This is a genomic window from Dokdonella sp. (genome assembly GCF_017744955.1).
In the GTDB taxonomy this organism is placed as follows: Bacteria; Pseudomonadota; Gammaproteobacteria; order Xanthomonadales; family Rhodanobacteraceae; genus Dokdonella_A.
In genome coordinates, this window is sequence record NZ_JAGIAG010000011.1 from 95,980 (window position 1) to 119,106 (window position 23,127).

The 23,127-nt window shown below is 71.6% G+C and carries 8 protein-coding genes; 4 read left to right on the plus strand and 4 right to left on the minus strand.

Going from position 1 to position 23,127, the window contains the following annotated elements; all coding sequences use genetic code 11:
- Positions 1-137: 137 nt before the first annotated feature.
- From J7520_RS17240 to J7520_RS17255, 4 genes are all read right to left on the minus strand, one after another.
- Complete coding sequence (locus tag J7520_RS17240; protein WP_291190990.1) at positions 138-10,679, minus strand: hypothetical protein; 10,542 nt, start codon at positions 10,677-10,679, stop codon at positions 138-140.
- Between the two features lie 74 nt (positions 10,680-10,753).
- The gene (locus J7520_RS17245; RefSeq protein WP_291190992.1) at positions 10,754-12,730 is read right to left on the minus strand and encodes a CshA/CshB family fibrillar adhesin-related protein; all 1,977 of its coding nucleotides are present in this window, start codon (positions 12,728-12,730) and stop codon (positions 10,754-10,756) included.
- Between the two features lie 62 nt (positions 12,731-12,792).
- Complete coding sequence (locus tag J7520_RS17250; RefSeq protein ID WP_291190995.1) at positions 12,793-16,701, minus strand: GEVED domain-containing protein; 3,909 nt, start codon at positions 16,699-16,701, stop codon at positions 12,793-12,795.
- Positions 16,702-17,075: 374 nt separating this feature from the next.
- A complete protein-coding gene (locus J7520_RS17255) occupies positions 17,076-17,789 on the minus strand; it encodes a response regulator (protein WP_291190997.1) in 714 nt (237 codons plus the stop codon).
- Positions 17,790-18,352: 563 nt separating this feature from the next.
- On the opposite strand from J7520_RS17255, the gene J7520_RS17260 reads away from it, so the two are divergent.
- From J7520_RS17260 to J7520_RS17275, 4 genes are all read left to right on the plus strand, one after another.
- On the plus strand, positions 18,353-18,883 hold the full coding sequence (locus J7520_RS17260) for an O-acetyl-ADP-ribose deacetylase (RefSeq protein ID WP_291190999.1): 531 nt from the start codon (positions 18,353-18,355) through the stop codon (positions 18,881-18,883).
- Between the two features lie 133 nt (positions 18,884-19,016).
- The gene (locus J7520_RS17265) at positions 19,017-19,592 is read left to right on the plus strand and encodes a cysteine dioxygenase family protein (RefSeq protein ID WP_291191001.1); all 576 of its coding nucleotides are present in this window, start codon (positions 19,017-19,019) and stop codon (positions 19,590-19,592) included.
- Between the two features lie 25 nt (positions 19,593-19,617).
- Positions 19,618-21,081, plus strand: coding sequence for an FAD/NAD(P)-binding protein (locus J7520_RS17270; protein ID WP_291191003.1), 1,464 nt, complete (start codon positions 19,618-19,620; stop codon positions 21,079-21,081).
- A gap of 127 nt (positions 21,082-21,208) precedes the next feature.
- Positions 21,209-23,059, plus strand: coding sequence for an assimilatory sulfite reductase (NADPH) flavoprotein subunit (locus tag J7520_RS17275; protein WP_291191005.1), 1,851 nt, complete (start codon positions 21,209-21,211; stop codon positions 23,057-23,059).
- Positions 23,060-23,127: the final 68 nt, after the last annotated feature.

Consider the following 23,127-nt stretch of genomic DNA (forward strand, 5'->3'; position numbering starts at 1 on the left):
CTGAGCTCCGCTGCCGGAGGTTTCGCGTTTCCCGCACGGCACCCGCGCCGGCCGGAGACGCGCGGCGAATCGCAGCCGCCGCGCTCCGTTCGCGGCGCGCGACCCGATACGGATCGCGCGCCTGTCGCTTCCTGCCGTCAGGACCGGCGCCGGCGCCAGGCCAGGCCGAACAGGCTGAGCGCGATCAGCAGCTGCGCCCAGACGTGCACGGTCGGCACCGGTAGCGGCGCCTGCGGCTGTACGACCGTACCGATCGCCGTCGCCGGACACGGCGGCGTCGTGCCGTCCGCGCAGGTGGCGATGCCGCCCGGCGTCACCGTCGCGGTGTTGTTCACCGTCGCCGGCGGATTCGCCGACAGCGTGGCGCTCACCGTGTAGACCACGCTCGCGCCGATCGGGAAGCTCGCGATCTGCTCGGTGATGGCGCCGCTGCCGCTGGCGTTCGGGCAGACCACGCCGGTCGCCGCGCAGGTCCAGGCGTAGGCGTCGATGCCGGCCGGAATCGGATCGCTGACGACGACGTCGCTCGCATCGGCGGTGCCGACGTTGCGCACCGTGATCGTGTAGACCACCGTGCCGCCCGGCTGCAGCACCGCGCTGCTCGCCGTCTTGGTGATCGACAGCTGCGGCACGCCGGTCTGCGGCGGCACCTCGATGTCGACGCAGCTCGGCGGCCGTCCCTTGTCGTTGCAGTTCGGCGGCGTCGTGCCGGTCTGGTAGGCGACGTTGCCGATCAGCGACACGCCGGCCGGCAGCGGGTCGTTCACTTGCACGACCAGGGTCAGGCTCAGCGTGCCGTTCGCCGGCACCGTGAGGCCGCTCCAGTTCACCACGCCGGCCACGTGCACGCCGCCGTTGTCGGCCGAGACGAAGCGCGTGTTGGCGTCGAGCGGATCGGTGACGGCGTAGTCGGTCACCGCGCTGCCGCCGGTGTTGGTCAGCGCGATCGTGTAGGTCAGCTGCTCGCCGGGCTGGGCCAGGCCGTCGCCGCTCGCGTCGGCGACCGACTTCACGATCGTCACCGCACCCGCGGTCGGCGTGACCACGCACTGCCCGCCGGCCGGCGGGCACGACGGCGGCGTGGTGCCGGTCTCGTAGGCGACGTTGCCGATCTGCGTCACGCCGGCCGGGATCGGATCGACCACCTGCACGACGACGGTCAGGCTCAGCGTGCCGTTCGCCGGAATGGCCAGGCCGCTCCAGTTCACCACGCCGGCCGCGAACGCGCCGCCGTCGCTGGCGCTGACGAAGAGCGTGTTCGGATCGAGGCGATCGCTGACGGCGTAGCCGCTCACCGCGCTGCCGCCGGTGTTGGTCAACGTGATCGTGTAGGTCAACTGCTCGCCCGGCTCGGCCACGCCGCCCAGGCTGCCGCTCTCGCCGCTCAGCGTCTTGGCGATGACCACCGCGCCTTCGGTCGGAATCACCACGCACTGCCCGCCGGCGGGCGGACAGGTCGGCGGCGTCGTGCCGGTCTCGTACGCGACGTTGGCGATCTGCTCGACACCGGCCGGCAGCGGATCGGCCACCTGCACGACGACGGTCAGCACCAGCGAACCGTTCGCCGGCACGGTCAAGTTGCTCCAGGTGACGACGCCGGCCGCGTGCACGCCGCCGTTGTCGGCCGACACGAAGCCCGTGTTCGGATCGAGCGCGTCGGTCACGCCGTAGCCGGTCGCATCGCTGCCGCCGGTGTTGCTCAGTGTGATCGTGTAGGTCAACTGCTCGCCCGGTTCGGCCACGCCCGGCAGCGCGCCGCTCTCGCCGGCGAGCGCCTTGACGATCGTCACCACCGACGGCGTCGGCGTGCTCGTGCAGTTCGGCGGCTGCGGCGTCGTGCTGCAATCGGGCGGACCGATGCTCGGATCGTAGGCGACGTTGCCGATCTGCGTGACGCCGGCCGGGATCGGATCGGCCACGCGCACCGTCACCGTCAGCGCGAGGCTGCCGCCGGCCGGTACGCTCAGGCCGGTCCACTGCACGTTGCCGCCGACCAGGGTGCCGCCGTTGTCGGCCGACACGAACGTCACGTTCGGGTCGAGACGATCGGTGATGCTCTGGTCGAGAGCGTCGCTCGAACCGCTGTTGCTCAGCGTGATCGTGTAGGTCAGCTGCTCGCCCGCTTCGGCGACGCCGGCCGCGCTGCCGCTCTCGCCGGTCAGCGCCTTGGCGATCGCCAGCAGCGGCGTGCCGGTGCAGGTGCGCGCGTCGCCGGCGGCGCTGCCGCCCAGCGCGGCGGTATTGCGCAGGCCGCCGTTCGGGTTGGCGCAGTCGTCGGCCAGGTCCGCGTCGGTCAGCGTGAACGTCACCGTGTAGGTGTAGCTCTCGCTGCCGGCCGCGGCGATCGTCTCGGCAGTGACGATGCTGCCGCCACTCGTGCCGAGCGTGCCGAGCGCGGTCGCCAGCGGATCGGGGCCGGCGTGCGTGACGGCGCTGACGGCGTCGATCGTGGCGCCGGCGAACGCGAACGCGTCGGCGAGATCGTAGCTGCCCTCCGCGCCGCCGCCGTTGTCGACGGCGACGGTGTAGACGATCGCGTACTGGTTCGGCGTGCCGGTCGGCGTCGGACCGCTCGCCGACTTGGTCACCGTCACGTCCGGCACGTCGCTGCAGGTCTCGACCTGGCCGGCCGAGCTGCCGCCGAGCGCGGCGTGGTTCTTCAGGCCGCCGCCGTTCGCGCAGGTGCCGATCGCGGCGACGTCGTCGATCGTGAAGACCACGCTGTAGGTGTAGTTCTCGTCCGCACCGGCGGCGATCGACTCGCCCGTGACGATCGTGCCGCCGGCCGCGCCGAGCGTGCCGAGCGCGGTCGCCAGCGGATCGCTGCCGCCGTGCTGCACGGCACCGACCGAGACCACGTTGACGCCGGCGAAGGTGAACGTGTCGGCGAGGTCGTAGTTGCCCGGCAGCGTACCGTTGTTCTGCACGTTGACCAGATACGTCAGGCGGTACTCGTTCGGATTGCCGGTCGGCGTCGGACCGCTGGCGCTCTTGCCGATCACTACCGCCGGCGCGCCGGTGCAGGTGGTCGACTCGCCGGCGAGCGAACCGCCGAGCTGCGCGCGGTTGCGCAGGCCGCCGGACGGATTGGCGCAGTCCTGCGCCGTCGCCGGATCGGTGACGGTGTAGGTGACCAGGTACGTCCAGCTCTCGGTGCCGCCGGCGGAGATCGCCTCGCCGGTGACGATGGTGCCGCCGTCGGGCGCGGCGAACGTGCCCGGCGTACCGTCCTGCGTGTCGCCGCTGCCCGAGCCGTAGGCCGGCGTGCTGATCGTGTCGACCGTGGCGCCGTTGAAGCTCAGCGTGTCGGCGAGGTCGTAGCTGCCCGGCAGCGAGCCGGTGTTGGCGACGTCGACGACGTAGGTCAGCGTGAACTGGTTCGGGCTGCCGGTCGGCACCGGTGCGCTCGCGGTCTTGACGATGCTCACGCTCGGCGCGCCCGTGCAGGTGCCCGCCGACGGCGTGCCGCTCGCGGCGCCGCCGAGCGCGGCCTGGTTGCGCAGGCCGCCGTTCGGCGCCGCGCAGTCGGCGGCGAGGTCGGCGTCGTCGACCGTGTAGGTCACGGTGTAGGTCCAGCTTTCCGTGCCCAGCGCGCCGATGCGTTCGTTGCCGACGATGCTGCCGCCGCTCGGCGCGCCGATGCCGCCGAGCACGCCGTCCTGCACTTCGCCGGCGCTGCCGGCGTAGACCGGTGCGCTGATCGCGGTGACGGTCGCGCCGTTGAAGGTCAGCGTGTCGGCGAGGTCGTAGCTGCCGACGCTGCCGCCGTCGTTGCGCACGGTGACGACGTAGGTGATCGCGTACTGGTTCGGTGCGCCGGTCGGCGTCGGCGCGCCGGCGCTCTTGTTCAGCGCGAGCTTCGGCGCGGTCGGCACGACCACGCACTGGCCGCCCGCCGGCGGACACGCCGGCGGCGTCGTGCCGGTCTCGTAGGCGACGTTGCCGATCTGCGTCACGCCGGCCGGGATCGGATCGACCACCTGCACCACGACCGTCAGCGTCAGCGAGCCGTTCGCCGGCACCGTCAGGCCGCTCCACGTCACCGCGCCGCCCGCGGCGCTGCCGCCGTTCGACGCGCTGACGAAGGTGACGTTCGGATCGAGCGTGTCGGTGACGCCGTAGTTGACCGCGGCGCTGCCGCCGGTGTTGGTCAACGTGATCGTGTAGGTCAGCTGCTCGCCCGCCTCGGCTTCGCCGGGGCGGCTGCCGCTCTCGGCGGTCAGGGTCTTGGCGAGCGTCACCGACGGCGCGGTCGGTACGACCACGCACTGGCCGCCGGCCGGCGGACACGTCGGCGGCGTGGTGCCGGTCTCGTAGGCGACGTTGCCGATCTGCGCCACGCCGGCCGGGATCGGATCGACCACCTGCACCACGACCGTCAGCGTCAGCGAACCGTTCGCCGGCACCGTCAGGCCGCTCCACGTCACCACGCCGGCGGCGGCGCTGCCGCCGTTGTCCGCCGACACGAACGTGACGTTCGGATCGAGCGTGTCGGTGACGCCATAGCCGGTCGCGGCGCTGCCGCCGGAATTGGTCAGCGTGATCGTGTAGGTCAGTTGCTCGCCCGCCTCGGCCTGTCCGGCCAAGGCGCCGCTCTCGCCGGTCAACGCCTTGGCGACGGCGACGTTCGGTGCGCTGGTGCACACCGCCGCGTCGCCGCTGGCGCTGCCGCCGAGCGCGGCGCGATTGCGCAGGCCACCCGCCGGCGCGGTGCAGTCCGCGGCCGCGGCCGCATCGGTGACGGTGAAGGTGACCGTGTAGGTGTAGGTCTCGTTCGCCGACGCGGCGATCGTCTCGCCGGTGACGATCGTGCCGCCCGTCGCGGTCAGCGTGCCGAGCGGGGTCGCCAGCGGATCGCTGCCGCCGTGCGCGACCGCGCCGACCGCGTCGATGGTGGCGCCGGCGAAGGCGAAGGCGTCGGACAGGTCGTAGCTGCCCGCGGCCGCGCCGGCGTTGTTCACGGTGACCGTGTAGGTCGTCGTGTACTGGTGCGGCGTGCCCGTCGGCGTCGGTGCGCCGGCGGTCTTGCTGATCGCGATGGCCGGCACGTCGCTGCAGGTGCCGACCTGACCGCTCGAACTGCCGCCGAGCGCCGCCTGGTTCTTCAGGCCGCCGCCGGCCGCGCAGGTACCGACCGCGGCGACGTCGTCGATCCGGAACACCACGCGGTAGGCGTAGGTCTCGCTCGCGCCGGCGGCGATCGTCTCGCCGGTCACGATCGTGCCGCCCGTCGCCGTCAGCGTGCCCGGCGTCGTCGCCAGCGGATCGCCGCCGCCGTGCGTCACCGGGCTCACGGAAACGACCGTGACGCCGGCGAACGTGAACGTGTCGGCGAGATCGTAGATGCCGGGCAGCGTGCCGTTGTTCTGCGCCGTGACCAGATAGTCGAGCGCGTATTCGTTCGCGTTGCCGGTCGGCACCGGACCGCCGGCGCTCTTGCCGATCACCACCGCCGGCGCGCCGGTGCAGGTGGTCGACTCGCCGACCAGCGAGCCGCCGAGCTGCGCGCGATTGCGCAGGCCGCCGGACGGATTGGCGCAGTCCTGCGCCGTCGCCGCGTCGGTGACGGTATAGGTGACCGTGTAGGTCCAGGTCTCCGCCCCGCCGGCGGCGAGGCTCTCGCCGCTGACGATGGTGCCGCCGTTCGGCGCGGCGAAGGCGCCGAGCGTGCCGGTCTGGGTGTCGCCGGTCGAGGAGGCGTACGCCGGCGCGCTGATCGCGCTGACCGTGGCGCCGTTGAAGCTCAGCGTGTCGGACAGATCGTAGACGCCGGCGAGCGAGCCGCTGTTGCTCACCGCGACCGTGTAGGTCATGGCGAATTCGTTCGTCGCGCCGGTCGGCACCGGCGCGGTCGCCGTCTTCACGACGCTGACGCTCGGCGCGCCGCTGCAGGTGTCCGCCGGCGGTGCGCCGGCCGAGGCGCCGCCGAGCGCGGCGTGGTTGCGCAGGCCGCCGCCCGGCGTCGAGCAGTCGGCCGCGACGTCGGCGTCGGTGATCGTGTAGGTGACGACGTAGGTCCACGTTTCGACGCCGCCGGACGCGATCGTCTCGCCGCTCACGATCGTGCCGCCGGCCGGCGCGCCGAACGTGCCGGGCGTGCCGTCCTGCGTGTCGCCGGTGCTCGAGGCGTGCACCGGCGTGCCGACCGCGGTCACGGTGGCGCCGTTGAAGCTCAGCGTGTCGGCGAGGTCGTAGCTGCCGGTGCTGCCGCCGACGTTGCTGGCGGTCACCACGTAGGTGATCGCGTACTGGTTCGGCGTGCCGGTCGGCGCGGGCGCGCTCGCCGTCTTGGCGATCGACACGTCCGCGGCGGTCGGCAGCGGGCAGCCGGTCACCGTCTGCGGCAGGCCGAAGCTCGTGCTCGCGCCGGCGGCGAGCGGATAGCCGCCGGCGACGTAACCGGCGCTCGCGTCGTCGGGCGTGTTGACGACATTGAGCGAGGTGCCGCCGATGTTGCCCGGGATGTACATGCGATCGTCGGCGCCGCGGCGCACGTGGCCGCCCTGGTTCGAGCCGGTGGCGCCGAGGAATTCTTCCGTGGCGAGCACGTCGGCGGCGGTGTTCGCGCCGGCGATGCGATAGCGGTAAAGACGTCCGCCGCTGAAGATGCGCGTGGCGTAGACGTAGTCGCCGGCCGGCGAGAAGTCGGCCGTGTAGAGAACCGAACCGGCCGGCACGCCCGTCACGCCCGGACGCCAGGTGAAGCGCTCGAATGCCTGGCCGGTCGCGCCGTCGAAGGTCAGCACGCGCAACTGGCCCGAACCCGGGTTGTCCGACGTGGCCTGGACGAGCTGGTTCAACTTCTTGTTGAAGTACAGCGAGCCGTACCAGCGGCCGTTGCTGGTCGACAGCGCGCTCGCGACCGGTGCGCCGACCGGGCCGTTGTCGTCGAACGCGTAGGCCAGCAGGGTCGGCGCGTTGTTGGTCGCGGTCAGCACCCAGAAGCCGGTGCCGTCGGCGTTCGGCACCGCCGTCAGCGATTCGGAGGCGGTACCTGGCGCACCGAGCGGCAGGTTCTTCTGCCCGGCGACGATGTCGCCGAGTCCGCCGTTGAGCGTCATGTCGACCACCGAATAGCGCAGCTGGCCGTTCGGCGCCGAACCCACGTCGGTGTCGGTGGTGACGATGAAATAGCGGCCCGGATGGCCGATCGCCGGGAACGCCGCCACCGTCTGCGTGGCCGAATCGTTGCCGAGCAGGCCCGAACCGTTCGGCATCGGCGTCTGGTTGCGCGTGTAGGCGACCTTCGCGTTGGACCAGAACTGCAGCTGGCCGGCCGTGTCGGTGACCACCGTGCTGCCTTCCGGCGTGACGATGTTGCCCGGATTCAGCACGGCGGTCGCGGCCGTTCCGCTGACGCCGAAGTCGATGCCGGCGCGGGTGCCGAAGAACCACCAGCGTTCGGTGGCGCGCGCGTCCTGCTCGGAGCAAGCGAGCGGCGGATGGATCGTCGGCACGATCACGCACTGCCCGCCGGCCGGCGGACACGCCGGCGGCGTGGTGCCGGTCTCGTAGGCGACGTTGCCGACCTGCGTCACGCCGGGCGGAAGCGGATCGACGACCTGGACCACCACGGTCAAGGTCAGCGAACCGCCCGCCGGGACGCTCAATCCCGACCACGTCACCGCGGCGCCGGACGCGACGCCGCCGTTGTCGGCGGAGACGAACGCGACGTTCGGATCGAGCGTGTCGGTGACGCCGTAGCCGGTCGCGGCGCTGCCGCCCGAGTTGCTCAGCGTGATCGTGTAGGTCAGCTGCTCGCCGGCTTCGGCGAAGCCCGGCAGGCTGCCGTTTTCGTCGACCAGTCGCTTGACGATCGCCACCTTCGGCGCGGTCGGCACGACCACGCACTGGCCGCCCGCCGGCGGGCACGCCGGCGGCGTCGTGCCGGTCTCGTAGGCGACGTTGCCGATCTGCGTGACGCCGGCGGGGATCGGGTCGGCCACCTGCACGACGACGGTCAGGCTCAACGTGCCGTTCGCCGGCACCGTCAGGCCGCTCCACGTCACCGCACCGCCCGCGGCGGCGCCGCCGTTCGACGCGCTGACGAAGACGACGTTCGGATCGAGCGTGTCGGTGACGCCGTAGTTGGTGGCGGCGTTGTTGCCCGAGTTGGTCAGCGTGATCGTGTAGGTCAGCTGCTCGCCCGCCTCGGCCTGGCCGCTGCGGCTGCCGCTTTCGGCGCTGAGCGTCTTGCTCACGACGACGTTCGCCGGCGACAGGTTGGTCGCCGTACAGGTGATCTGCTGGCCGTAGGCGAGGTCGCCCGGCGCGATGGTCAGGATTCCGCCCGTCGCGTCGAAATTGCCGATCGGCGTGCCGTCGCGCAGCTGGCAGGCGACGTCCGACAGCGTCCAGCCGGCCGGCAGCGCCGACTCGGCGACAGTGACCGGCTGCGCCAGGTCGAGCACGTCGAACACGCCGGCCGAGGTACCCGGCGCGCCCGGCGCCGTCGTGGTGACGGCGGCCGGATTGGGCGCATTGGTGTTGGTCAGTCCGAAGCCGAAGCTGCCGACGCCGCCTTCGCTGACCTTGATCAGCTCGATCGTCGGCATCACCGCGACGCACTGGCCGCTGATGCCGTTGTTCAAGTTCGGCGACAAGCCGCTGATGTTGCCGAAGCCGTTGGTGACGGCCGAATCCGGGCAGTCCGGCGGCGTCACGCTGACGCAGGTGTACTGCTCGATCTGCGCGATCAGGTTCTGCAGGCCGACGAGGTTCTGGTTCTCGTTGGCGAAATTCGGGTTGTAGCACAGGCCCGAGAAGCCGGGCCGGTTGGTGATGTTCACCGACACCGTGCAGAAGCCGCCGGCCGGCACGTTGCCGCCGGAGAAGACGATGCGGTTGTCGCCCGGCGCCGCGGCGATCGTGCCGCCGCAGGTCGTGCTCGCGTTCGACGGAGCGGCGATCTGCAGGCCGGTGGCGAGGTTGTCGGTGAAGGCGATCGGGCGATCGATCGCGCCGGCGCCGGAATTGTCGACGGTGAAGGTCAGCGTCGTGCTGCCGCCGTACGGAATCGTGTCGGGCGCGAAACGCTTGCCGATCGTCGGCACCGCCTCGTCGGTGATCGTGTAGGTCGAGTCGGCGACGCCGGTACGACAGCCGCTGGCGCCGGCGATCGACAGGCCGGCCGATGCGTTGGCCAGGCGCAGCACGATCGTTTCCGCGCCCTCGACCGCACTGTCGGTGACGATCTGCAGATACGGCGCCAGCGAGATCGCGGTCGCCGCGGTGCCGTCGTAGGTGCCGGCCGGGATCGTCACGACGATCGTTCCGCTGGCCGGATTGGTCGTGTAGTCGCCGCCGCGCGTGGCGCTGCCGCCGACGATCTGCAGTTCGATGGTCTGGCCGGCCGTCACCGGTCCGTTGACCAGCAGCTTGGGCAGATTCGCCGTGGCGACCGATTCCGGTCCGGTGGCCGCTCCCGCACTGAATTCGACCGCGGCGGTCAGGCCGGTGACGCTGACGTTGTCGATGAAATTGCCGTAGCCCGAGCCGCCGGACGAGGAGATCGCCGCGAACTCGAACGTCATCGCCTTCGGCTGCGGTTGCGTATTGGTCCAGTTGCCCTGCCAGCGGCCCCAGCCGGTGGCGGTGGGCGAGCCGGCCTGCGCGGTGCAGTTGAAGCCGGCCGCGGGCGCGCAGGTGTGCTCGTCAGCCTGCGTGACGCCGTCGCGGAACGTCGCGATGTCCTGCCCGTTGATGCGCAGGCGCGCCACGTCCGTCACGCCGGCGGCGCCGCGCGCGCGATGCGAGACGCGCCAGCTGAAGGTCTCGCCGGGATAGACGCACAACGGTGCCGGACTGAGCGTGCCGTTGTTGAACGCGTTCAGCTCGACGAACTGGCTGCCGGCATCCGCGGTGACGCCGCCGAAGCCGGTATTCCACATCTCGATGTTGCCGCCGGTCAGGAACGCCGTGCCGAAGCCGGCATTGGGAACCGCGACCGGTTCGGTGGTCGACCAGCCCGGCACCAGCGTCTCGGCGATCTGCGCGTTTCCGCCCGCGTTGATGCCCGGCTGCTCGAAGCTCGGGTTGACGATCGAGCGCGACGGCGGCGCCCCCTCGAACACCTCGATCTCGGCCAGGTTGAGGACGGTGTTCGCCTTCATCGTGTAGATGCGCACGTAGCGCGCGATGTGCGTGCCGACCTTCATGTCCAGCGAAGTCCACGGATCGCCCTGGCCGGTGCCGTAGATGCCGCCCGCCGTGCTGGTACCGGCGCCGTAGGCGATCTTGTTGACGAACGGCGCGTTCGGATTGAGCGCCGAGTTGAGCGTGGACAGCGGATCGGACGTGACGCCGGTCAGGCTCGACGGCCGCGTCGTCACGGCGAGCCAGCGCGAGAGATCGCCGTTGCTGCCGTCGGTGCGGTTGGACAGCCGCACGCGGTCGATGATGTAGTCCTGGCCGAGATCGACTTCGATCCACTCGCGGTTCGCGCCGGTCTGCGTCGCGCCGGTCCAGCAGATGCCGTCGGTCGGATGGTTGCCGTTGCGGTTGCCGTCGGTGCAGTTGGCGCCGACCAGGGTCGGATCGCTGGTCGTGCCGGACATCGTCACCGGCTTGCCGAGCGCGATGTTGTCGCCCTGCGCCGCCTGCGCGGTGCCGGCGACGAGCGCTGCCGCGCCGAAGCCGAGCCATGCGGCGATGCGCGGCAGCGTCCGCAGCGACGTCATGCCGACGATCCGCCTCGGGACCGTCGCAAGGGAACGCGTTTCCTGATCGATCGATTTCATCACCATCCCCTTTTTCATGGCGCGCTGCCCACGCGCACGGTGAAACTGCAGTCCGTGCCGGCGGCGGCGTTGCCGCCCGCCAGCGTGATCGCGTTCGTTCCGGCCTGCGCGGTGACCGTGCCGCCGCAGGTATTCGCACCGACCAGGGCGCTCGGCGGCGCGCTGCCGTTCGCCAGCACCAGTCCCGGCGGCAAGGTGTCGGTGAACGCCAGGTTGTTCTGCGCGCTCGCGCTCGGCGCGCGGTTGCTGATCACGAAGGTCAGCAGCGCCGCGCCGCTGCGCGGGATCACCGGCGGCTGCGGCGCCGGATCGCTCGGCGGATCGGTGTTGAAGAACTTGGCCAAGGTCGGCAGCGCGGTCGGCGCGTTGGTGTAGGTGCAGGTCACCTGGTCGCCGAAGCCGACCGTCACGTTGGCGGTGTCGTCGCCGCGCTCGAAGCCGCTGCTCGGGTTCGCCGTCGCGCCGATGTAGGTGAACGTCGCGGCGCCGGAGGTGTTGCTGCAGGTGATGTCGATCAGCGCCCAGCCGGCGTTGCCGCCTTCCTCGATCGCCACCGTGCCTGCGCCGGCGTAGAACGTCCGCGTCAGTGTCGTGCCGCTCGACAGCGTGAACGCGTCGTTCGGCGCTGCTGCCGTCGTGGTGAATGCGAACGGCGTGTCGTCGAGCGCGGTCGGCACCTTGGTCACGGTGATCTGCGCCGCGATCGGCACGCGGTGGTCCTCGACTTCGCCGTCGCGCGCCAGGCCGGCCGGCGCGGCCACGTCGGCGGCCTGGGTGGCGATGCGGAAGCGCGCGAACGTCGACGCCCCGCCGGCGATCGGCGGCAGCCCGCTCCAGTTCAGCGTGAACGGCGTCGGCGTGGTCGTGTTCGCCGGCACCGTGATCTGGGCGCGCTCGGCGGCATCGAAGCTGCCGTTGCGATCGACATCGATCCAGCCGGCCAGCGTGACGGGGCTCGCCGTCGCGTTCACCGCGCGCACCGTCGCCTGCGCCGTGGTGGCGCCCGGCACGAGCAGCACGCTGCCCGGCACCAGGCCGTCCTCGTCGGCGAGGCCGGTCGTATCGTCGGCACCGGCATTCGCGCTCGGCTGGTTCGCGATGTCCGCGTCGACCAGATCGCCGAGGCGCACCGCCGGCATCCGCAGCGTGCCGAGCGTGAAGTTCGCGGCGAAGATGTCCTGCGTGGTGTTCGGCGCAACCGTGCCGCCCGACCACGAGGACTGCAGCAGATGCACGGCCTCGCCGTAGCCGGCCGGCGCGTCGCCGTAGTCGGCGCCGTCCATCATCACGCCGAGCGCGACCGCGGTGACGCCGCCGCCCAGGATGCCCACCGTGCCGCTGGTCGCGCCGTCGATGAAGCCGACCATCATCGGCCCGGCGCCGCCGACGCAGTAGTTGTCCGGAGAACTCGTGGTGTAGGTCGTGCCCGCCGCGTCGGCGGTCACCTGGTAGCGCCCCGTGCAGCCGGCGCGATACCGCTCGATCGCGCGCAGCGTGCTGCCGGCCGGAATCGTCGCGCGGATGTACTCGTTGCTGCCGTTCGTTTCGGCGTCCGCGAACACCAGGCCGCCGAGCGCGAACGGTTGTCCGTCCAATGTCGCCGAGCAGGTGAAATTGAACGTGGCGAGCTGGGCGGAGGTGGCCACGCCGATGATCAGCGCGTTGGCGCCGCCACCGCCGCCGATGTTGTAGAGGTCGTCGAGGCCGTCGCCGGAGAACTGGCCCGGCCGGTAGCTGTAGATCGCCCCGGAAATGCTGCCGATCGAACACTGCACCGAGAGCGGACGGCCGGCGATGCTGTAGTTGTTGGTGACCGTGGTACCGGCCGCCGGAATCGCCTGCCCGTTCGATCCCCAGGAGAACCAGACGATGTTGCCGCGATAGAGCCCGCTGCCGCCGGTGGCGTACTGCGCCAGCGCCGGTGACGGCATCAGCGCGAGCGCGATCAGCGTGCCCGCGCCCGCGAGCGAACGCGCGAGCGCAAGGCGCATCCGCGCCGCGGCGGATGCGCTCCGTTTCTTCGAGCGTCGGTGCGGCGTCGTGCGGGAGGTTCTCATGGCGCAGCCGCGACGCGCACCGTGAAGCTGCAGTCGGCACCGGCCGCGACGCTGCCGCCGGCGAGCGAGATGGCGTTGGTGCCGGCCTGCGCGGTGACCGTGCCGCCGCAGGTGTTCGCACCGACCAGGGCGCTCGGCGGCACGCTGCCGTTCGCCAGCACCAGCCCCGACGGCAAGGTGTCGGTGAAGGCGAGTGCGCTCTGCGCCACCGCGCTCGGCGCGCGGTTGCTGATCACGAAGGTCAGCAGCGCCGCGCCGCTGCGCGGGATCACTGGCGGCTGCGGCGCCGGATCGCTCGGCGGATCGGTATTGAAGAACTTGGCCAAGGTCGGCAGCGCGGTCGGCGCGTTGGTGTAGGTGCAGGTCACCTGGTCGCCGAAGCCGACCGTCACGTTGGCGGTGTCGTCGCCGCGCTCGAAGCCGTTGCTCGGATTCGCGGTCGCGCCGGTGTAGGTGAACGTCGCGCTGCCGGACGCGTTGGTGCAGACCAGGTCGATCAGCGCCCAGCCGGCGTTGGCGCCCTCGCTGATCGACACCGTGCCCGGCGCGGCGCTGAAGGTCCGCGTCAGCGCCGTGCCGCTCGACAGCGTGAACGCGTCGTCCGGCGCCGCCGCCGTCGTCGTGAACGCGAACGGCGTGTTGTCGAGCGCGGTCGGCACCTTGACGATCGTGATCTGCGCCTGCGCCGGCGGATTGGAGACCGTGCTCGTGCACGGCGGCTGCGTGTTGTCCGGCAGGCACAGGCCGTCGGGCGGCGTGACCGCGACCGTGTTGACGACCTGCGCCGGCGGCGCCGCCGCGACCGTCGCCGCGATCGTGTAGGTCACGCTGCTGCCGGGCGGGAAGATCGCGATCGTCTCGTTGAGCAGGTCCGCCGGCGGCGTGACGGTGCCGCCGCTGCCCGCGTTCGGGCAGGCGGCGCCGCCGGTCGCGGCGCAGGTCCAGGTCGCCGAGACGATGCCGGCCGGGAAGGTGTCGACGACGTGCGTCGCCGGTGCCGGCACGCTGCCTTCGTTGAACGCGGTCACCGTGTAGGTGACCGTGCCGCCGGCCGTCAGCGCGCCGGGCGGATTGGCGCTCTTGGTCACGCGCACCTGCGGCGCCGCCGGCAGGATCACCGTGCTGTCGCACGGCGGCGCGCTGCCGTCGCTGCAGATGCCGCCGCCCGGCGGCGTGGTCGTCGCCGTGTTGGCGATCGCCGCGGGCGGATTCGCGTCGACCGTCGCGGTCACCGTGTAGAGGAGTTCGCCGCCGGCCGGAAACACCGCGATCGTCTCGTTGATCGCGCCGCTGCCGCTCGCGTTCGGGCACAACGCGCCGCCGCTGGAAACGCAGGTCCAGCTCGCACCGCCGAGCCCGGCGGGCACCGGATCGGCGATCGTGGCGCCGTCGGCCGCGATGCTGCCGGTGTTCTGCACGCGAATCTCGTAGGTCAGCGTCGCGCCCGGAATCGCCTGCGTGGCGGTGGTGGCCTTGGTCACCGCGATCACCGGCACCGGCGGGTTGGCGACCGAGGCCGTGCACGGCGCCTGGCCGTTGCCCGGATAGCAGGTACCCGTGCCGGGCGGGGATGCGCTGGCGGTGTTCGTCACGCTGGCCGGCGGACTGCCCGCGACCTGGCCGACGATGGTGTAGGTCGCCACGCCGCCGCCGGGGAAGGTCGCGATCGTCTGGTTCAGCGGCATCGTGCCGCTGGCGCTCGGGCAGACCGCACCGCTGGTCGCCGCGCAGGTCCAGGTGCCCGAGACGATGCCGTTCGGCAGCGGGTCGGTGACGATCGTGTTCGGTGCGGAGACGTTGCCGGTGTTGGTCGCGGTCACCGTGTAGGTGACGGTGCCGCCCGGCGTCAGCGCGCCCGGCGGATCGACGCTCTTGTCGATGCCGACCTGGATCGGGCACAGGCTGGTCGAGGTGACCTGCGCGAGGAAGCCGACGAACGGCGCGCCGCTGCGCACCTGCACGACGATCTCGTTCGGGCCGGTACGCCAATTGCGATTGAGCTGCAGCTGGGCGCGATTGGCGGTGGTGAAGCCCGCATACAGGTACGAATTGGTCGGGCTCTGCGGCAGGCCCGCGACCTGTCCGCTCTGCGCCTGGCCGTTGACGTAGACCTCCCATATCGAGTTGTCGGCGTAGAAGTCGATGCCGAGCGCGAACGTGCTCGGATCGACCGCGCCATCCAGCGTGAAGCGATAGCGGTGGTACTCGTCGACGTTGCCGCTGGCGCCCTGATTGGCGTTGGAGTAGTAGGAAGTCCAGTCGGCATTGCCGAACGGCGAATTCGCCCAGGTTCCCGGCACGGCGTTGCCGGTGACGTACGCGTCGATCCAGCTCGGCACGCTGGCCGGTCCACCGGCCGGCGTGCCGAGGCCGACGTCCCAGTTCCGGTCACGCGTGCCGGGCGCGAGCACGCCGTTGCCGGCGGCGTTGATCGCGGTGTTGAACACCGACGGACTGGTCGAGCAGCCGATCGGCTGGGTGATCGGCACCAGGTAGTCTTCGACTTCTCCGTCCGACGCCGCGCCGACCGGATTGGCCACTTGCGCCGCCGTGGTGGCGATGCGGAAGCGCGCCGCGCCGCTGAAGTTCGCCGCGATCGGCGCCAGGCCGGTCCAGTTGAGCGTGAACGGCGTGGCCGCGGTCGTGTTCGCCGGCACCGTCGCCTGCGCGCGCTCGCCGGCATCGAACGTACCGTTGCCGTTGAAGTCGATCCAGCCGGCGAGTGTCGCCGGCGTTCCTTTCGCGTTGATCGCGCTGACGACGGCCTGCGCCGTGGTAGCGCCGGTAGTCAGGATCAGGCTGGTGGGATCGAGGCCGTCGTCGAACGTGTCGAGCGCCGCGTTCGCGTCGGGCTGGCCGTCGGCGTCGGCGGTGATGCGGCTGCCGAGCATCAGCGTCGCCGTCTTCGCCGCCGCGTTGTAGCCGGGGATGCTGTGGCGCGCGCCGTTGTTCGCCAGCAGGGTGCCGTAGCTGTTCGGCGCGTCGCCGAAGTCGACCGGCACCGGCGCGTTGAAGCAGCGTGCGCCGTCGTTGGTGCCGCTGGCCGGGCCGGTGGAGAACAGCACGCCCGTGTTGTTGCTCGTGTTGACGCGGTAGATCTCGCCGGTGACGTTGTCGCTGGCGTAGATGAAGCCGCCGGCGTCCGCGTAGTTCGCGCCGATCAGTGCGTTCACGTTGACCGTGACGCCGGCGACCGGGCCGAGATTGGTCAGCGCGCCGGTCGAACGGTTGTAGCGGAACAGATGGAGCCGGTTGGTCGTCGTGTTTCGCGGCGTGCGATAGAGGAATCCGTCGACCGGGTTGTAGGCCCAGTCGGCGCTGGTGCCGCTGAAGCCCGCCGGCACGGTCATCGCCCGCGAATTCACGACGCGGAAGTACGTCGCCGAGCCGGGCTTGAGGTCGACCTCGTAGACCGTGGTGGAATCGGCCGAGGTCGTCACCCAGTAGTGGCCGTTGCCGTCGAACTCGCCGATGTTGTAGCCGGCGGCCGGCAGTCCGGTCGGCAGGCCGAGGTCCTGCACGCTGAAGTCCGCGCCGACGCGGTAGACGCGGCCGAGCGTGGCACCGGGCGTGTTCGACACGCCGTAGACGTAGTTGTCCAGCGGGTTGTAGGCCACGCCGTTGAGGTTCGGCGGCGCGATGTTGGTGCCGACCTGCGTCGACGCGCCGGTGACCAGGTCGATCGCGACGACGTTCGTCGGCGTGCCTTGGAACAGGAACGCGCGCGTATCGCAGCCCGGGAATGCCGGCGGCACCTGCGCCATCGCGGGCGCCGCCCACGCGGCGGCGAGAAGCAGCAGCAGACGGATGTCGCGCCGCCATCCTCCGCGCCGGGCGCGGCGGATCGAGTCGTGCGGCGCACGCGCGCCGGTCGACGAACGCAGATCGTCAGTTTCGCGATTCATAAGCCCCTTCGCCCCTGCCGTGAACACCTTCGCGATGCGAGCCGACGCGCGCCGGCGTCCTCACGGGACGTCCGCAAACGACGTCATCGACCTCGGAACTGCCGCCGACGCGCACCGTCCCCGCCGTCCGCGCACGCCCTCTCGGCGGACACGACGACTCGGTTTCGCGACGAACTTTTCCGCGCGCGGCGACCTGCCGCGAGCGCGGCCGGAAAGTACTAAATGCGTGACGGGGAAATCACTCGCGTTCGCTCACGCTCGCTCACGTCCACTTACAAAAATAGATACAAATACCTGTTGTATCTAAGTTCCTATGTGGAATAGCGACGATCCGGAACTGTGAAGCCGCGCACATTGCCTTTCGCGAGCGGGACTCAGCGCTTGAGGCTGCGCTCTTCGACGACCAGCATCATGTAGCCGACGCCGCGCACGGCGCGCAGCGGGAGGGACAGGCCGAGCTGGCGGTCGGCCTTGCGCCGCAGCCGGTGGATGACGATCTCGAGACGATGGCGGTCGAAGTTCTCGGCCACCGTGGACAGGTCGGCGATCAGCTCGTCGTGCCCGACCGGCTCGCCGCCGGCGGCGAGCAGGCGCGTCAGCAGGCGCCGCTCGAGCAGGTTCACGGCGATGCTGCGGCCGCTCGGCGCGTGCAGGCGCCAGCCGGACTCGGACAGGCGCCAGCATTCGATCGTCGGCTGCCCGGCGCGGTCGCGCGCGCTCAACTGCGCGCGGCGGGCTATGCCGCGCAAGGTCGCCACCAGCAGTTCGATCTCGATCGGCTTCGGCAGCCAGGCGTCGACCAGGTCGGCCACCGCGCGCAGTTTCTCGTCGTCGCTGCCGCGGCCGGTCAGCATGACGATGCCGATGCTGGAGACCTCGCCGAGATAGCGCGCGACCTCCAGCCCGCTCTCGCCGTCCAGGCGCAGGTCGAGCACGAGCAGGTGGAACGGCACCGCGACCATGCGCCGGTACAGCTCGGCCGAACTGGCGAAGCCCTCGACGTCGAAGCCGGCGTCGGCCAGTTGCGGCACGAGGATGTCCTCGCGCAAGGCCATGTCGTCTTCCAGTACCGCAACCTTCAACTGCACGCGCGGATTCCCTGATTCCGCCGCCGCGGAACGCAAATGCGAGTCCCGATCCGGCTCGCCGCGGCGTTTCGCGACACCTCGGGGAGCGGTTCGGACTGCGAGTGGAGATTTTCGAGAGCGCCGGCGACGACGTCCACGGCGAGCGCGGCGCGACGGCCCGCACGGGCCTCGCGACATGCATTGCCTGCCGGCAAGTGTTCAACTCTACGCTAGCGGCATCAAGGGAAAATGTCACGATTTGTACTAATCAAGAGACGGTATGCGCGCGTATGCGCACTGCCTCCGCTCGCGGTGCGCCGTCGAGCGCGCGAGGAATGTCGACGCTCGACCGGCGAGCGCAGCGATGCCGCCTCGGTGTCGCACGGAAAATTTTTCCGAAGTCGACATGACCGAAGCGCATGTCGGCACGAGCGCCGACGCAGTCGAAGGGAACCCGCTCCCGCGCGAAGGGAAGACGGCGACGCTCGTCCACGCCGCCGCTCGCCCGCACGGCGAGCGGCGAACCGGGTTGCATGATCGGCAACGGAGCGCGAACCTGGCGGCGACTCCACGCCGACATCCCCATGCATCCCGCACTGGACATCGTCGAAGCCGACATCACCACGTTGCAGGTCGACGCGATCGTCAACGCGGCCAACGAAAGCCTGCTCGGCGGCGGTGGCGTCGACGGCGCCATCCATCGCGCCGCCGGCCCGGGCCTGCTCTCGGCCTGCCGCGCATTGCCGCAGGTCCGCCCCGGCGTGCGCTGCCCGACCGGCGAAGCGCGCATCACGCCCGGCTTCGCGCTGCCGGCGCGCCGGGTGATCCACACGGTCGGCCCGATCTGGCGCGGCGGCGCCCACGGCGAGCCCGACCTGCTCGCGAGCTGCTACCGCGAATCGCTGCGCCTCGCGCGCGAGCACGACGTCGCCTCGATCGCATTCCCCGCGATCAGCTGCGGCGTCTACGGCTACCCGATCGATCCGGCCGTCGCGATCGCCGTGCGCGAGGCGCGCGCCTGGCTCGGCCGCGGCGAGGCGCCGCGTTCGATCGTGTTCTGCTGCTTCGGCGCGCCGGTCGCGACGATCTATCGTGCCGCGCTCGCCGGCGACTGAAGCGTCATCACGCGGCGGCATGTCGACAGTCGTGCAGACCATGATGACGCGCCCCACTTGCGGCTTCCGTTTAGCCGGCGTTTAACGCTCGCCGTGGTGGCATGCGCTCCGTCGAATCGAACGAGCGCGCCACATGCCCTTCCATCCTTTCACACCGAACCGGAGCTGGCTCGACGCCGTGCGCGGCGATCTTGCCGGCCTCGGCGACGTGCCGACGGTCACCGCGATCGAAGCCCTGTCCACCCGCCTCGCCGCGCGCGCCTTGCAGATCGACGCGCCGCGCGCGTCGGCGCCGGAGCGCGACCGCTACCGGCGTCATCTGCTCGACGGTGGCGGCGCGCATTCCTGCCTGCTGATCGAATGGCCGGCCGCGCACCGCACGCCGATCCACGACCATGCCGGGCTGTGGGGCATCGAGCTGGTGCTCGACGGCGTGCTCGAAGTGGAGGAGTTCGCGCTCGGCGGCGATCTCGACCAGCCGACGCTGACGCCGACGCGCACCTTGATGCTCGGCGCCGGCGACGCGGCGACGTTCACCGGGCGCCGCTACGCCCACCGCTGCCGCAACCTGTCGGTGACACGGCCGGCGTTGTCGCTGCACGTCTACGGCGGCGCGCTGGACCGCTATCGCGCGTTCCAGGCCGATCCGCGCGGCGGCCATCGCGCGCACTCGCAGCACGCGCGCATCGACGCGACGCTGACCCTCTGACCCGCACGCCTTCCGCGAGGACGATATGCCACGCATAGCCATCATCGGCGGCGGCGCCGCCGGCGCGGCGGTCGTCGCGCAGTTCCTGCGCGACGCGGCCGGCGAAGAACGCTGCGCCGACCGCGCGCTGACCTGGATCGTCGGCGACCGTGCGCCCGGCCGCGGAGTCGCCTACGAAACGGCGGACGAGCAGCACCTGCTCAACGTGCGCGCGGCGAACATGGGCCTGTTCGCCGACCGGCCCGGCGACTTCCTCGACTACGCCGCCGCGCGCGGCATCGCCGCCAGCGGCGGACAATTCCTGCCGCGCGCGATCTACGGCGACTATCTCGAGGCGACGCTGGCGCGCCTGCTGGCGACGGCGCGGCGCCGCGTCACGCTCGCCGCGCGCTCGACCGAGGCGATCGCGATCCGGCCGCGAGCCGACGCCGGCTTCAGCATCCACACGCGCGACGGCGAGGAGATCCGCGCCGACGGCGTCGTGCTCGCGCTCGGCGCGCTGCCGCCGGCGAGCCTGCCCGGCGTCGACGCGGCGGCGGCCGCCAGCGGCGCGTACGCGGCTGACGCGTGGCGATGGCCGGACCTGGCGCGCGCGCCCGGGCACGTGCTGGTGATCGGCAGCGGGTTGACCGGCGTCGACACCCTGCTCAGCGCCGCCGCGCGCTGGCCGCAGGCGCGGCTGACCGCGGTGTCGCGTCGCGGCCGATGGCCGGCGCTGCATTCGGATCAGCCTCTGGCGCCGTATGCCGATCCCGCTGCGTTGATCGCGCGCCTGCGCGAGCGCAGCCACCTCGGCCACTGGCTGCGCACGATCCGTGCGGCGGCCGGCGCACCCGATGCCGACTGGCGCGCGGTGCTCGATGCCGTGCGGACGGAGACGCCGCGCCTGTGGCAATCGCTCGACGCGCGCCAGCGCGCGCGCTTCCTGCGCCACCTGCGTCCGAGCTGGGAGACGGTACGCCATCGCATGCCGCCGCAGACCGCGGCGAAGCTGCGCGCGCTGCAGGATGAGGGACGGCTGCGCCTGCTGGCCGCGCGCGTGCGCGGCATCGAGGTGGATGCGACGACGGCGGACGGCGGAGCGGGCGAGCGTGGGACCCCGCGCCTGCTCGCGCGCCTGCAACCGCGCGGCGACGCGCGCGAACGGACGCTGGCCGCGGACTTCGTGATCCAGGCCACCGGCCTCGAGTCGGCGGCCGCCTCGACGCCGCACGCACTGGTGCGCCAGCTGGTCGACGACGGCGTGGCCGGCGCGGACCCGCTCGGTCTCGGCCTCGCCGCGCGCACGGATGGCCGCCTGCTGCGTCCCGACGGCCGCCCGTGGCCGGGCCTGTACGCGCTCGGCACCCTGCTGCGCGGCGCCGTCTGGGAATGCACCGGCCTGCCGGAGATCCGCGCCGCCGCGCGCGACATCGCGCGCGAACTGCCGACGGCGCTGGCGAACGCCGATGCGGCCGCCTCCTCGGAGCGTTGCGTCGCGACGGCCTGAACGGCGCGAAGCCGGCTTCCCGCACTGCGTGCGGCCGCAAGGCCGCGGCGCAGATGCACCCTGCGCATGTGCGCATAACCAGGCATTCTTTCCGCGACTTTCGGCAGCGGCCTAGCATGCGAGGCTCATGGACGTTTGGACGTCCAAACGGAGTCGCACCGTGTCCGCACTGCCCGCCCTGCCGCTCGCTCCGCTGACGGAAGACAAGACCGCCGAGATCCGCCGCGCGCTGGAAGGGCTCGAGCCGGCCGCGCTGTGGTGGCTGTCGGGCTACACCGCCGCGCTGGCGGCGCAGGCCGACGGCGCCGTGCGCGCGCCGAGCGCGCCGGCCGCACGCGAAGCCGCCGCGCAGGAGCGCCTGACGGTGGTCTACGGTAGCCAGACCGGCAACTCCAAGCGCCTCGCCGAGAAGCTCGCGCGCGACGCGGAGAGCGCCGGCCTCGCCGTGCGCTTGCTGCGCGCCGACGCCTATCCGCAGCGGGAGCTGAAGAACGAACGCCAGCTCGCCATCGTGATCAGCACGCAGGGCGACGGCGATCCGCCGGACGACGCGCGCGGCTTCGTCGAGTTCCTCGCCGGCAAGCGCGCGCCGCAGCTGCCGGACCTCAAGTACAGCGTGCTCGCGCTCGGCGATTCGAGCTATCCGCAGTTCTGCGCGATCGGCCGCAGGCTCGACGCGCGCCTGGCCGAACTCGGCGCGACGCGGCTGGCCGCGCTGGCCGAGGCCGACCTCGACATCGACACGGTGGCGACGCCGTGGCTGGAGCGCACGCTCGGCCTCGCGCGCGAGGCGCTGAAGGCGAGCACGCCGCGCGCGGCCACGGTGACGCCGCTGCGCGCGGTCGCCCAGACTCATGCGAGCGAATGGACGCGCGAACGTCCGTTCGCGGCCGAGCTGCTGGTCAACCAGCGCATCACCGCGCGCGACGGCACGCGTGACGTGCGGCACGTGGAATTGTCGCTCGAAGGCAGCGGCCTCGCCTACGAACCCGGCGACGCGCTCGGCGTGTGGCCGACCAATCCGCCGGCGCTGGTCGACGCGGTGCTCGACGTCCTGCATCTCGACGGAGAGACGACCGTCGCGCAGGCCGGCGAAACGCGCAGCTTGCGCGACTGGCTGCTCGGCAAGCGCGAGCTGACCAAGCTGGCGCGCCCGTTCGTCGCCGCGCACGCGGCGCAGGCGCGCGCCGCCGATTTGAATCGCCTGCTCGCGCCGGACCGGTCGAGCGAACTCGGCGCGCTGCTGCAGAGCCATCAAGTCGTCGACCTGCTTCGCGCCTATCCGGCCGAGTGGCAGGCGGAGGAGTTCGTCGCCGCGCTGCGCCCGCTGACGCCGCGCCTGTATTCGATCGCCTCCAGCCGCAAGGCGGTCGGCGACGAAGTGCATCTGACCGTCGCCAAGCTCGAGTACGAAGCCTTCGGCCATACGCACCTCGGTGCGGCCTCGGCCTTCCTCGCCGCGCGCGAAGACGGCGCGAACGTGCCGGTGTTCCTCGAAGCGAACGAGCGCTTCCGCCTGCCCAGGGACGGCGCGCGCGACGTGATCATGATCGGCCCCGGCACCGGCGTCGCGCCGTTCCGCGGCTTCGTGCAGGAGCGCGCGGCGGTCGGCGCGCGCGGACGCAACTGGCTGTTCTTCGGCAATCCGTACTTCGATCGCGACTTCCTCTACCAGCTCGAATGGCAGGCGGCGCTGAAGGACGGCTCGCTGCATCGCCTCGATCTCGCGTTCTCCAGGGACCAGGCCGAGAAGATCTACGTGCAGCAGCGCCTGCGCGAACGCGGCCGCGAGCTGTACGACTGGCTCGAGAGCGGCGCGCACCTGTACGTCTGCGGCGACGCCACGCGCATGGCCAAGGACGTCCACGCGGCGCTGGTCGACATCGCCGTCGAGCACGGCGGCAAGGATCGCGAGCAGGCCGTCGAGTACGTCGATGCGCTGCAGCAGCAGGGGCGCTATGCCAGAGACGTCTACTAGGAACCGCAAAGCGGGAGAGCGGCGAGTCCGAGCAGATCGGCTACGCCACGCAATCACCACTCCCGCTC